Source organism: Mycobacterium sp. UM_Kg27, assembly GCF_000972905.1.
Lineage (GTDB): Bacteria > Actinomycetota > Actinomycetes > Mycobacteriales > Mycobacteriaceae > Mycobacterium.
In genome coordinates, this window is record NZ_JRMM01000021.1 from 1 (window position 1) to 12,101 (window position 12,101).

At 67.3% G+C, this 12,101-nt stretch carries 10 protein-coding genes; 6 read left to right on the forward strand and 4 right to left on the reverse strand.

Annotation, left to right across the window (positions count from 1 at the left end):
• The 3 genes from ettA to LI94_RS05655 all read left to right on the forward strand — a co-directional run.
• Positions 1-1,504 (forward strand): energy-dependent translational throttle protein EttA (gene ettA / locus LI94_RS05645; RefSeq protein ID WP_046300573.1); only part of this gene is annotated, 1,504 nt, incomplete at its 5' end.
• Between the two features lie 53 nt (positions 1,505-1,557).
• The gene (locus LI94_RS05650) at positions 1,558-6,420 is read left to right on the forward strand and encodes an NAD-glutamate dehydrogenase (RefSeq protein ID WP_046300574.1); all 4,863 of its coding nucleotides are present in this window, start codon (positions 1,558-1,560) and stop codon (positions 6,418-6,420) included.
• A gap of 29 nt (positions 6,421-6,449) precedes the next feature.
• Positions 6,450-6,857 (forward strand): thioesterase family protein, encoded by a 408-nt coding sequence (locus LI94_RS05655; protein ID WP_024440804.1) that lies wholly within the window; start codon positions 6,450-6,452, stop codon positions 6,855-6,857.
• A 122-nt stretch (positions 6,858-6,979) separates the two neighbouring features.
• Here LI94_RS05655 and LI94_RS05660 read toward each other — a convergent pair whose 3' ends face one another.
• Together LI94_RS05660 and LI94_RS05665 are read right to left on the reverse strand one after the other, a co-directional pair.
• The gene (locus LI94_RS05660) at positions 6,980-8,557 is read right to left on the reverse strand and encodes a glycoside hydrolase family 13 protein (RefSeq protein ID WP_024440803.1); all 1,578 of its coding nucleotides are present in this window, start codon (positions 8,555-8,557) and stop codon (positions 6,980-6,982) included.
• Positions 8,557-8,955, reverse strand: a complete 399-nt coding sequence (locus LI94_RS05665; protein WP_046300575.1) for a globin — start codon at positions 8,953-8,955, stop codon at positions 8,557-8,559. The genes LI94_RS05660 and LI94_RS05665 overlap by 1 nt, the downstream gene beginning before the upstream one ends.
• Before the next feature lie 135 nt (positions 8,956-9,090).
• Here LI94_RS05665 and LI94_RS05670 point away from each other — a divergent pair, with 135 nt between their 5' ends.
• Positions 9,091-9,744 carry an HNH endonuclease gene (locus LI94_RS05670; RefSeq protein ID WP_046300576.1) on the forward strand — a complete coding sequence of 218 codons (654 nt, stop codon included), beginning with the start codon at positions 9,091-9,093 and terminating at the stop codon, positions 9,742-9,744.
• A 3-nt stretch (positions 9,745-9,747) separates the two neighbouring features.
• On the opposite strand, the gene LI94_RS05675 is transcribed toward LI94_RS05670, so the two are convergent.
• Positions 9,748-10,173 (reverse strand): hypothetical protein, encoded by a 426-nt coding sequence (locus LI94_RS05675; protein WP_024440800.1) that lies wholly within the window; start codon positions 10,171-10,173, stop codon positions 9,748-9,750.
• Positions 10,174-10,206: 33 nt separating this feature from the next.
• Positions 10,207-11,187: a carbon-nitrogen hydrolase family protein gene (locus LI94_RS05680; protein ID WP_046300577.1), complete on the reverse strand. Its 981-nt coding sequence runs from the start codon at positions 11,185-11,187 to the stop codon at positions 10,207-10,209.
• A 210-nt stretch (positions 11,188-11,397) separates the two neighbouring features.
• On the opposite strand from LI94_RS05680, the gene LI94_RS05685 reads away from it, so the two are divergent.
• Together LI94_RS05685 and LI94_RS05690 are read left to right on the forward strand one after the other, a co-directional pair.
• On the forward strand, positions 11,398-11,622 hold the full coding sequence (locus LI94_RS05685; RefSeq protein ID WP_192830915.1) for a hypothetical protein: 225 nt from the start codon (positions 11,398-11,400) through the stop codon (positions 11,620-11,622).
• The gene (locus LI94_RS05690) at positions 11,609-12,076 is read left to right on the forward strand and encodes a DUF5130 domain-containing protein (RefSeq protein WP_046300578.1); all 468 of its coding nucleotides are present in this window, start codon (positions 11,609-11,611) and stop codon (positions 12,074-12,076) included. The genes LI94_RS05685 and LI94_RS05690 overlap by 14 nt, the downstream gene beginning before the upstream one ends.
• Positions 12,077-12,101 lie beyond the last annotated feature (25 nt).

The following is a 12,101-nucleotide window of genomic DNA, read 5'->3' on the forward strand; positions in this document are numbered from 1 at the left end:
TTCGACGTTCTCCCGGACCGTCTTGGTCTCGTCCACCGTCGGCATCCTGTTGCAGGAGCCGCCGCTGGACGAGACCAAGACGGTCCGGGAGAACGTCGAAGAGGGCGTGCCGATCAAGGCCAAGCTCAATCGGTACAACGAGGTCGCCGAGCTGATGGCCACCGACTACACCGACGAGCTGATGGAAGAGATGGGCAAGCTCCAGGAGGAGCTTGACGCCGCCGACGCCTGGGACATCGACTCGCAGCTCGAACAGGCCATGGACGCACTGCGCTGCCCGCCGCCCGACGAGCCCGTCACCCATCTCTCCGGTGGCGAGCGTCGGCGGGTGGCGCTGTGCAAGCTGCTGCTGAGCAAGCCCGACCTGCTGCTTCTGGACGAGCCCACCAACCACCTCGACGCCGAGAGCGTGCTGTGGCTCGAGCAGCACCTGGCCTCCTACCCGGGCGCCATCCTCGCGGTTACCCACGACCGTTACTTCCTCGACAACGTGGCCGAGTGGATCCTGGAGCTCGACCGCGGCCGGGCCTACCCCTACGAGGGCAACTACTCGACCTATCTGGAGAAGAAGGCCGAGCGTCTCGAGGTGCAGGGCAAGAAGGACCAGAAGCTGCAGAAGCGGCTCAAGGACGAACTCGCCTGGGTGCGTTCGGGTGCCAAGGCCCGCCAAGCCAAGAACAAGGCCCGCCTGCAGCGCTACGAGGAGATGGTTGTCGAGGCGGAGAAGACCCGCAAGCTTGACTTCGAGGAGATCCAGATCCCGGTCGGCCCGCGCCTGGGCAACACCGTCGTCGAGGTGGAGCACCTGGACAAGGGTTTCGAGTCGCGCCAGCTGATCAAGGACCTGTCGTTCACGCTGCCGCGCAACGGCATCGTCGGCGTGATCGGCCCCAACGGCGTCGGCAAGACGACCCTGTTCAAGACCATCGTCGGCCTGGAAGAGCCGGACAGCGGCACGGTCAAGGTCGGCGAAACGGTCAAGCTGAGCTATGTCGACCAGAACCGTGCCGGCATCGACCCGAAGAAGACGGTCTGGGAAGTGGTCTCCGACGGCCTGGACTACATCGAGGTCGGGCAGAACGAGATCCCGTCCCGGGCCTACGTCTCGGCGTTCGGCTTTAAGGGCCCAGACCAGCAGAAGCCTGCCGGCGTGCTCTCCGGCGGTGAGCGCAACCGGCTGAACCTGGCCCTGACTCTCAAGCAGGGCGGCAACCTGATCCTGCTGGACGAGCCGACCAACGACCTCGATGTCGAAACGCTCGGTTCACTGGAGAACGCCCTCGAACAGTTCCCCGGTTGCGCCGTCGTCATCAGCCACGACCGCTGGTTCCTCGACCGGACCTGCACGCACATCCTGGCGTGGGAGGGCGACGACGACAACGAGGCCAAGTGGTTCTGGTTCGAGGGCAACTTCGGCGCCTACGAGGAGAACAAGGTGGAACGTCTCGGTGCCGAAGCGGCGCGTCCGCATCGAGTGACCCACCGCAGGCTCACCCGCGACTAATGTTGTTCCGGTAGCCGTGCTGCCGGAGCTGACACATAGTCAGGAGGGGTGGGATGACAAAGTCCACCAAAGAATCGACCGCGTGGACAACATTTCCCGATCCCCCTGAGCCGCAAGGCATTCCTGCTTGGGTCTCGACGGCTTACGTCGAGACCTACCGCGGTTCGCACAGCGACTCGCTGATCAGCGACGAACCCACCGACGCCGATCCCGCCAGCCGGGCAGCCGCCATCGACCTGGTGACCCCGGCGCTGCTGGCCGCGCACGCCCGGCTGGCGCGGCATCGGCTCGCCGGTGAGACCCGGGTTGCGGTGTTGACCGCCGACGATCCGGCTGGTTGCGGGCCGGCGCTGCAGGTGGTCACCGAACACGGCGGCATGCTGATGGACTCGGTGGCGGTGCTCCTGCACCGGCTCGGGGTGGCCTACGTGGGGATCATGTCGCCGGTGTTCGCCGTGCAGCGAGATGAGGCCGGGGAACTGCGTTCGGTGGAGCCGAGAGGCTCAGACGTTGAGCCGAGATCCGTGGATGGCACGGTGGGGGCCGAGGCCTGGATTCATGTCCAGCTCTCACCGACCGTCAACCGGCACACCCTCGCCGAAACCGAACGCCTGCTGCCCGATGTGATGGCCGACGTCCGCCAGGTGGCGATCGATTCCGAGGCGATGCACAACGCGCTCACCGAGCTTGCCGCCGAGGTCGAGTCGGACGCGCACGGCCACTACGCCGCCCCGGACCGCCACGATGTCGCGGCCCTCCTGCACTGGCTGGCCGACGGGCATTTCGTTCTGCTGGGCTATCAGCGGGGGGTGGTGCGCGACGAACAGGTGCTGGTCGATGACGCCGCCCGGCTGGGCGTTTTGCAGCTGCGTAAGTCTTTGCGGCCCAGGCTCATCGGTGACAGTCTGTTGACTCTGGCGCAGGCTACCGTGCCCAGCTATATGCGATTCAGCTCGCACACCTACGTGGTGGTGATCCGGGAGGACACCGGCGACAGCATCGTCGCGCACCGGTTCGTCGGATTGTTCACCGCCGGCGCGATCAACGCTGACGTCTTCGAGATCCCGGTCATCTCCCACACCGTCCGCCATGCGCTCGCGCTCGCGGAGAAGGAACCCGGGCACCCCGGACAACTTCTGCTCGACATCATCCAAACCGTTCCGCGTTCAGAGCTTTTCGCGATCACCCCGGAACAGCTGCTGAACATGGCGATGGCGGTGTCCGACCTCGGTTCGCGGCGCGGGACCCTGCTGTTCCTGCGCGGCGACCGCACCGGGCGCTTCGTATCGTGTTTGGTGTATCTGCCACGCGACCGCTACACCACCCCGGTGCGGCTGCACATGGAGGACATCCTGGTTCGCGAGTTCGGCGGAGTGGGCCTGGAATACAGCGCGCGCGTCAGCGAAGCCCCTTGGGCGCTGCTGCATTTCATGGTCCGGATCTCCGACGACCCCGACGCCCGTGCGGTCGACACCGGCGAGGACAACCGAGCCCGGATCCAGGCGATGCTGTTCGAGGCCACCCGCACCTGGGGAGACCGGCTGCTCGAGACGGCGACGCAGGACTCCATCGCCGTCGAGGTGGCCGAACACTATGCCGCTGCCTTCGACGAGATCTACAAGCAGGCTGTCACTCCAGCCGAGGCCGTCGAAGACATCGCGATCATCGAGCGGCTGACCGCCGACTCGGTCAAGTTGGTGTTCACCCACTACGGCGAGGCCGACGGAAGTCAGTTGGCCTGGTTTCTCGGTGGACACGGTGCGTCGCTGAGCCAACTGCTGCCGATGCTGCAATGCATGGGGGTGGCGGTGCTCGAAGAGCGGCCGTTCACCGTCACCCGCGGCGACGGCCTGCAGGTGTGGATCTACAAGTTCAGGGTGTCAGCGCACCCCACCATCGACATCCCGGAGACCGGAGTCGAGCGCGACGATGCCGAACAGCGATTCGCCGACGGGGTCACCGCGATCTGGGAGGGCCGTGTCGAGCCCGACCGATTCAACGAGCTGGTGCTGCGCGCCGGTTTGAACTGGCAACAGGTCGTGGTGCTGCGCGGCTACGCCAAATACCTGCGCCAGGCCCGCTTCCCCTACAGCGAGAACCACATCGCCTCGGTGCTTAACGAGTATCCGGGCATCGCGCGCGGCCTGGTGGCACTGTTTGAGGCGCTGTTCGACCCGTCGTGCACGCATCGCAACCGTGACGCACAGGCGGCCGCCGCGGAGGTCGCGGCGGGCATCGACGCGGTGGTGAGCCTGGACACCGACCGGGTCCTGCGCGCGTTCGCCTCGCTGATTCAAGCCACCCTACGCACCAATTACTTTGTCACCCGCGCCGATTCGGCCCGCGCGCGTAACGTACTGGCGCTCAAGCTGGATGCCGGCTTGATCGACGAGTTGCCACTGCCCCGGCCGAAGTTCGAGATCTTCGTCTACTCACCCCGGGTCGAGGGGGTGCACCTGCGGTTCGGCTTCGTCTCGCGTGGCGGGCTGCGCTGGTCGGACCGCCGCGAGGACTATCGCACCGAGATCCTCGGACTGGTCAAGGCCCAAGAGGTCAAGAACGCCGTCATCGTCCCGACCGGAGCCAAAGGCGGCTTCGTGGTCAAGCGCCCACCGACGCCCACCGGCAATCCGGTAGCGGATCGCGAGGCGGCCCGCGACGAAGGGATCGCCTGCTACACGCTGTTCATCTCCGGACTGCTCGACCTCACCGACAACGTCGATCACGCCACCGGCGCGGTCAGCGCACCGTCGCAGGTCGTGCGCCGCGACGGCGACGACGCGTATCTGGTGGTGGCCGCCGACAAGGGCACCGCCAGCTTCTCCGACATCGCCAACGGGGTGGCCAAGTCCTACGGCTACTGGCTGGGCGACGCGTTCGCGTCCGGTGGGTCGGTCGGCTACGACCACAAGGAGATGGGCATCACCGCGAAAGGTGCCTGGGAGTCGGTCAAGCGGCATTTCCGGGAGATGGGAATCGACACCCAGACCCAGGACTTCACCGTTGTCGGCGTCGGAGATATGAGCGGCGACGTGTTCGGCAACGGCATGCTGCGCAGTGAACACATCCGACTGGTGGCCGCCTTCGACCATCGGCACATCTTCCTCGATCCCGACCCAGATCCCGCCCGGTCTTTCGCCGAGCGTCAGCGGATGTTCGACCTGCCCCGATCCAGTTGGGACGACTACGACAAGTCGCTGATCAGCGCCGGAGGCGGTGTCTACGCGCGCGACCTGAAATCCGTGCCGGTCAGCCCGCAGGTCGCCGCCGTGCTGGGTCTCGACGCGGACATCACCGAACTCACCCCGCCGGTGCTGATCCGGGCGATCCTGCGGGCGCCCGTGGACCTGTTGTTCAACGGCGGCATCGGCACCTACGTCAAAGCCGAGTCCGAATCCGACGTCGACGTCGGAGACCGTGCCAACGACCAGGTCCGGGTCAACGGAAACCAGGTGCGCGCCAAGGTGATCGGCGAAGGCGGAAACCTCGGCGTCACGCCGCTGGGCCGCGTCGAGTTCGACCTGGCCGGCGGCCGCATCAACACCGACGCCCTGGACAACTCGGCCGGCGTCGACTGCTCCGACCACGAGGTCAACATCAAGATCCTGATCGACGCCCTGGTCACCGTCGGCAAGGTCGACGCCGTCGACCGGCCCGCGTTGCTGGCATCGATGACCGACGAGGTCAGTGCGCTGGTCCTGGCGGACAACACCGCCCAGAACGATCTGATGGGCACCAGCCGGGCCAACGCCGCGAGCCTGCTGCCGGTGCACGCCGAGCAGATCCGCCACCTGGTGGCAGACCGCGGGCTCAACCGCGCCCTGGAGGCGCTGCCATCGGAGAAGGAGATCGCCCGACGCGCCGAGGCCGGGCTGGGCCTGGCCTCACCGGAGTTGGCCACTCTGATGGCGCACGTCAAGCTGACGCTGAAAGCGGCGGTACTGTCCACCGACCTACCCGAGCAGGACGTGTTCGCCGCCCGGCTGCCGCAGTATTTTCCGCAGGTACTGCAACAGCGCTTCGGCCCCGAGATCCGCCAGCACCAACTGCGCCGCGAGATCGTCACCACCATGCTGATCAACGACGTGGTGGACACCGCGGGCATCACCTATGCCTTCCGGATCACCGAGGACGCCGGGGTGGAACTGATCGACGCGGTGCGCGCCTACGTCGCGACCGACGCCATCTTCGGGGTGGGCGAATTGTGGCGGCGCATCCGCGCCGCCGGTGAGCGCGACGGTCTGCCGGTTGCGGTGACCGACCGGATGACCCTGGATCTGCGGCGGCTCATCGACCGGGCCGGCCGTTGGCTGCTCAACTACCGCCCGCAGCCACTGGCGGTGGGCGCCGAGATCAATCGGTTCGCCGAGCAGGTCGCCGCGCTGTCACCGCGGATGTCGGAATGGCTGCGCGGCGACGATGCCGACATCGTCGCCAAACACATCAGCGAGTTCGAGACTCAGGGCGTGCCTCGTGGCCTGGCTACCGATGTCGCACTGGGCTTGTACCGCTACAGCCTGCTCGACGTCATCGACGTCGCCGACATCACCGAACGTGACGCCGATGAGGTCGCCGACACCTATTTCGCGCTGATGGATCGGTTGGGCGCCGACGGCCTGCTGACGGCGGTCGCCCAATTGCCGCGCGATGACCGCTGGCACGCCTTGGCGCGGTTGGCTATCCGCGACGACATCTACAATTCGGTGCGGTCGCTGTGCCTGGACGTGCTGGCGGTCGGGGAACCGGACGAGGACGGGATGCAGAAAATCACCGAATGGGAATCGACCAACGCCTCACGCGTGGAGCGGGCGCGGCGCACGCTGGCCCAGATCTACGAATCCGGCCAGCGGGATCTGGCAACCCTGTCGGTGGCGGCACGCCAGATCCGCAGCATGACACGCGGCGCGGCTTCGTGAGTCCGGCAGGCGAATCCACCGGGGCGCCGGTGGGCTTTGTGGCAGCGGTTCCGGTGCGCTGGTCGGACATCGACATGTATCAGCACGTGAACCACGCGACCATGGTGACCATGCTTGAAGAGGCGCGGGTGCCGTTCCTGTCGCCGGCGTTCGCGGTCGACATCACCAGCGTCGGGCTGCTGATCGCCGAGGTCAAGGTTGCCTACAAGGGGCAGCTGCGGCTGACGGACTCACCGCTGCAGGTGACCATGTGGGTGTCGCGGCTGCGCACGGTGGACTTCACCATCGGCTACGAGGTGCGCTCGGTGCACGCGGCCCCGGATTCCCGGCCGGCCGTGATCGCCGAGACGCAGTTGGCTACCTTCAGCATCGACGAGCAGAAGCTGGTGCGGCTGTCGGCGGACCACCGCGCCTACCTGGAGAAGTTCATCCGCTGAGCGGCAGCAGGCATCACTGTGCATGCGTGCGCGAAGCATGATCGACCAGCCGGACCGGTTCGCGGACGTGGTCGTCGAATTCGTCGGCGCCACAAGCGTTCTCAGCTGACCAGACTTTCCGCTTAGGCCAGCCACGCGGCGCTGTCGGGCGGCAAGACACCGCCGGTCGCCGGCGCGCTGGCCAGGATCAGCTGTCCTTCGGGAAGATCCACCGGGCGGTCGCCGGCATTCAGCGCGCATACCAGTCCGCCGCGTCGGAAGACCAGCATTCCTGGTGGTGCGTCCAGCCAATCGATCTGCGATCCGGTGAGTTCGGGCCTGCGCCTGCGGGTGGCGAGGGCCTGCCGGTACAGCGACAGCGTCGAGGCGCGATCGCTACGCTGACGCTCGACGGTCAGCGCCGCCCAGTCCGGCGGCATCGGCAGCCAGGTGTCGGGGTTGTCGGAGAATCCGAAAGCCGGTGTCTCGCCGGACCAGGGCAGCGGCACCCGGCAGCCGTCGCGGCCGCGTTCAGTGTGCCCGGAGCGCTCCCACACCGGGTCCTGCAGGGCCGAATCGGGCAGTTCGACGTTGGGCAGGCCCAGCTCCTGGCCGTTATAGACGAACACCGCGCCCGGCAACGCCAACAAGACCAGGGCCATGGCCCGCGCCCGGTCCAGGCCCAAGGCCCCGCCACCGTAGCGGGTGACCGCCCGCTCGACGTCGTGATTCTCCAGCGCCCAGGTGGCGCTGGCGCCCACCAACGCCACCGCGGCCAGCGAATTGTCGATCGCACCGCGGATCTGAGTTGCATCGAAGTCGGCTTGCAACAGCCGGAAGTTGAAGGCCAGGTGCAGTTCGTCGGGCCGTAGGTACTCGGCGAACTGATCGTTGTCGTGAACCCAGACCTCACCGACGCTCACCGCGTCCGGGTAGTCGTCGAAGACCCGCCGAATCGCCCGGTGAATCGCGTGGACGCCGGGCCGATTGAATCGCGGGTCGTCGTCCTGATGGGCCAGCAGCTTCACATCGGTGACCGGCATGTCCGGTAGACCGGCCGGCTTGGCCATGCCGTGGGAGACATCGATGCGGAAGCCGTCCACGCCGCGGTCCAGCCAGAACCGCAGGGTGCGCTCGAAATCGGCGAAGACCTCCGGGTTGTCCCAGTTCAGATCCGGCTGTGACACATCGAACAGATGCAGGTACCACTGGCCGGGGCCGTCGGGTTCGGTGACCCGCGTCCAGGCCGGGCCGCCGAACACCGACACCCAGTTGTTGGGCGGCAACTGGCCGTCGATTCCGCGCCCGTCACGGAAGAAGTAGCGGTCACGCGCGGGACTGCCCGGCTTGGCGGCCAATGCCTCGACGAACCAGGGGTGCGCCGAGCTGGTGTGGTTGGGCACCAGGTCCATCGTCAGCTTGATTCCCCGCCCGTGCGCGGCGGCCACCAGCCGATCCAGTGCTGCGAGGTCGCCGAACAGTGGATCGATGTCACGCGGATTCGCCACGTCGTAGCCGTGGTCGGCCATCGGCGACACCGTCACCGGGTTGAGCCACAGCGCCTCGACCCCCAGCCAGTGCAAGTAGTCCAGGTGTGCGGTCACCCCGTCGAGATCGCCGACTCCGTCGGAGTTGCTGTCGGCGAACGAGCGGGGATACACCTGGTAGAAGGTGCTGTTCGTCCACCATGGCTGCCCCGCAGGGCGTGTGGCCGGACTCATCAGATCGGCGCGTTGACCAGGAAGTCCGCCGCCGAATGCAGATACTGCAGCAGTTCGCCGCGGTGTGCATCGTCGAGGGTGTCGCTGTCGATCTCGCTGATGGCCGTCGTCATGCAGCGCAGCCACGCATCGCGCTGCATCGGGCCGATCCGGTAGGGGATATGGCGCATCCGCAGTCGCGGGTGCCCACGACGCTCGGTGTAGGTGCGCGGCCCGCCCCAGTACTGCTCGAGGAACATTCGCAACCGGTCCTCGGCGCCGGCCATGTCGTCGGCGGGATACATCGGGCGCAGGATCGGATCCTGGGCGACCAGTTGATAAAACCGCGACACGATGGCGTTAAACGTCTCCGCGCCGCCGACGGCGTCATAAAACGAGGGTTCTTCTATCGGCTGCATCGCCCCCCATTGTGGGGCATCGCCGGTGACTGCCGGTGAACACACAGCAAATAGGCGTGCGACCAGCACCGAATCATGGTGAACTGTTCGGCGGAGGTCAATGGTGCGACACATAAACCGGCTGCAAGACCGGATATGAAACGTCGGGGCCACCGCACCCCCGGTGCCCCACCGGCGAGCCTGAGCGGGCTTGCCACCGCCCCATGCCTGCATTCGGTCGCCACAGCCGGCGGTGTCACCGGTTCTGGGACCAGCAACGAAGCCGCATCCATCTGGACCCGTCGGCGGGTATTGCTGCTGAACTCCACCTTCGAGCCGTTGACGGCGCTTTCGCTGCGGCGTGCCGTGGTCATGCTGATCTGCGGTAAAGCCGACATCGTGCACGACGATCCGGCCGGCCCGGTGATCCACTCGGCGACCCGGTCGGTGCCGGTGCCGTCGGTGATCCGGCTGCGGAATTACGTTCGAGTGCCCTACCGCGCCCGGATCCCGTTGACCCGGGCTGCGCTGATGCACCGCGACCAGCACAGCTGCGCCTACTGCGGCGGCAAGGCCGACACCGTGGACCACGTGGTGCCGCGCAGTCGTGGCGGCGACCACTCCTGGGAGAACTGTGTAGCCGCCTGCTCGACCTGCAATCACCGCAAGGCGGACCGATTACTGGCCGAGATCGGCTGGACGCTGCGGTTGGTGCCCACCTCGCCCAAGGGCCAGCATTGGCGGCTGCTGGCGGTGATTCACGATCTCGATCCGGTGTGGATGCGCTACCTCGGTGAAGGCGCCGCCTGAGCGCTAGCCGTGACCGAGCCAACCGGCGAGGAACCCGGCGAGCAGCACGCCAAACCCGCCCATCTCACCGACGATGAGCAGCACCATCGACACGTGCAGTCCCGCAGAGGGGTGCTCGAACTGGTTGGTGGTGTCCTGCAGGGCGCCGTGCACGATGTAGCTGACGATGGCGGCCAGGAAGTAGAACACGACCACCATGGCGGCAGTCAGATTCACCCACGTCGGCCAGGCGCTGAGCTCGACGAACACCGCCAACAGCAGCGTGGCGAAGGAATACAGCAATGCGGCACGGTGGGCGATGTCGACGTAGGGATGGGCGTGGCGCTCCGGCCGGGTGGCCATCTGCTGGTATTTCCAGACGCCCAGTCCCAGGGCGAGCAGGAAGATCAGGCCTGCCGCCAGCAGGGTGATCAGCGTGTCGGTGCGCAGTGCCGCGCCGGTCCAATCCATGATGGTGCCTCCTCAGACGTTCTGTGCGACGTTGTGCCGGTACCAGCGTCGCCCGTGCCAGCGTTGGTAGTGCCACACCGCGGTGGGCAGCGTCCCGCGGCGGTGCAGCCAGAAGCCAGCGGGCGGCGCGAGTCGAGCCGGCCGCCGACCGGGCGTGATCTCTGCGAGGACGATCCCTTCGCCTTGATCGGCGCGCCGTTCCGCGATGACGGTGCCGTCGGCGTCGGCGATCAGCGTGGCGCCTTCGAAATGGCCGTGGTAGCGAAGCGGCAGCCACGGCATCGCGCAGGTCAATGCCCCGGCGTGGGCGGCATGCACCACCGGTGCGCCGACGTACTGGGCGAACGACGCCGCAGCCTGGCGCGCGGTGGCGGCGTTGGTGCGTTCGAGACGGTCGAACAGGGCGTGGGGCGACCAGCGCGGAATCGACCACCAGCCCGAGCCGGTCATCACCAGGTCCACCCGGCCGCGCAGCCGGCGCACCGTCTGAGTGCGCATCAACTCCCAGCACACCGCCGCCCCGACCGTGTATTCGCCTGCCGCGATCACCCCGTCGTCGTCGCCGGTGGTGTAGAACGCGTTCTCCCACATGGTGGGCAGGTCCTTGTCGTGGCGGCCCACCACGCCCGGTTCAAGCGGCGGTCCCAGCTTCGGCTCTCCTTCGTCGGGCCTCGCTGAACCGCCGTCGGGACCTGCGAGCAGATAGGCGTTGCGGACGTGGCCGTCGGTGTCGCGACACAGGAAGGACCCACCGACCAGCGCGCGGTGCCGGCGAGCCAGCGCGGTGAGCAGTTCGGTGGCCGCGCCGCCGGGCGGTAAGGCCGCCGAAGCCAGCGCCGGCTCGAATCCGATACCGGTGGTGAAGAACTCCGGCAGGGCGATGATTCTGGCGCCGGCGCGGCCCGCCTCGTCGGCCAGCCGTTCACAGGCGGCGAGGTTGGCCGGAACGTCGCCGAGTACCGCCTCCAATTGGACCGCGGCAGCAAGAACCATGACTATCGCCTTTCCGGAACGACGGCGCAGCCCCTGGACCTCGAGCAACGTCTGCGGCAGGGTATGGCGCCACCATAATCGGTGCCCGTTCAGCAGGTGCTAGCCAGTCCCGGCGGGCCGACGTTCGGGTGTCCGCCCCGGCGCGGCGCACCGTCGGGCCGGGTTCCCGCACCGCTGGATGAGCGGTGGGATACCGTCTACGGCGTGAGCATGTTGGAAACCCTCGGCATCTTCATTGGCATCCCGGCGGCAATGTTCGCGCTGCTGGCCGCCCGGACCCTGACGCAGAAGGGGCCGCGCGCGGCCATCTATCAGATGTCGGAGCGGTGGACACACCCGCCGATCCTCTGGGCGGCGACCGACGAGGCCGTTGGTGGACACGGCCACGGCAATTCCGAGTTCAGCGTGGGGGGTGGAGCCAGTGGCAACTGGTGAAGTCGTAACGATCGATCCGGCTGACCTGCCGTACGGCTTTGTGGTCACCAACAGCGGCCGGGTTTCCGGGGTTACCGAGCCCGGCGAGGCGTCGTTGCACTACCCGTTCCCGGTCAAGGAACTGGTGGCTCTCGATGACGCCCTGACCTACGCGTCGCGCGCCACCCAGTCCCGGTTCGCCACCTACATCGGCGACCTGGGTGCTGACACCGCCGCGCGGGCCCGCGAGATCCTGGCGAAGGTGCCCACCCCCAACGACGCCGTCTTGATCGCGGTCTCGCCGGACCAGAAGGCCATCGAGGTGGTCTACGGCGCGGGCGTGGCCGGCCGGATCGCCCCGGTTGCCGCACCGCAGGGTGTGGCCGCGGCGGCTGCGGCGTTCCGCGACGGCAACCTGATCGACGGTCTGGTCAGCGCGGTGCAGGTGATCAGCGCCGGCATCTCTCCGGCCTAGCCGCTGGCTGTACCACCGGACGATC